The sequence below is a fragment of the Vibrio sp. 10N.286.46.A8 genome (genome assembly GCF_041470165.1).
Lineage (GTDB): Bacteria > Pseudomonadota > Gammaproteobacteria > Enterobacterales > Vibrionaceae > Vibrio > Vibrio tasmaniensis_A.
Genome location: NZ_JBFRLX010000165.1, coordinates 21556 through 21876 on the forward strand (window position 1 = coordinate 21556; position 321 = coordinate 21876).

Here is a 321-nt window from a genome sequence, read left to right on the forward strand (position 1 = left end):
ACCGTTGATGGTGATGGTGCGTCCGTTGCTCAGTTCAACCAATTGCTGAAGATCGCTGGCAATAAAATCAATCACGTTAAGAGTCAGTGCATTCTCAGAATCCAAGCTGGCTGCCTCTCTTACCGCTTTTTCTGCCCATTCTTCGTTACGTTTGTGCAGCTTAGCCAAACTGACGATGTAGGCAGCTGCATCATTAATGACTTTCTTTTCCATCGCAGTGGTGGCTTTTACTTGGTCTGAGTTCTCTTGTTTGGTTGCGTCTTGCTCACTCGCAGAAGTGTTATCATCTTTATCGGTATCGTCTTGAGGCGACAAGGGATT

The 321-nt window shown here is 46.1% G+C and carries 1 pseudogene; it reads right to left on the minus strand.

From position 1 onward, the window contains the following. Positions 1-321 (minus strand): annotated as a pseudogene (locus tag AB4232_RS16020) (nodulation protein NfeD); the annotation flags it as partial.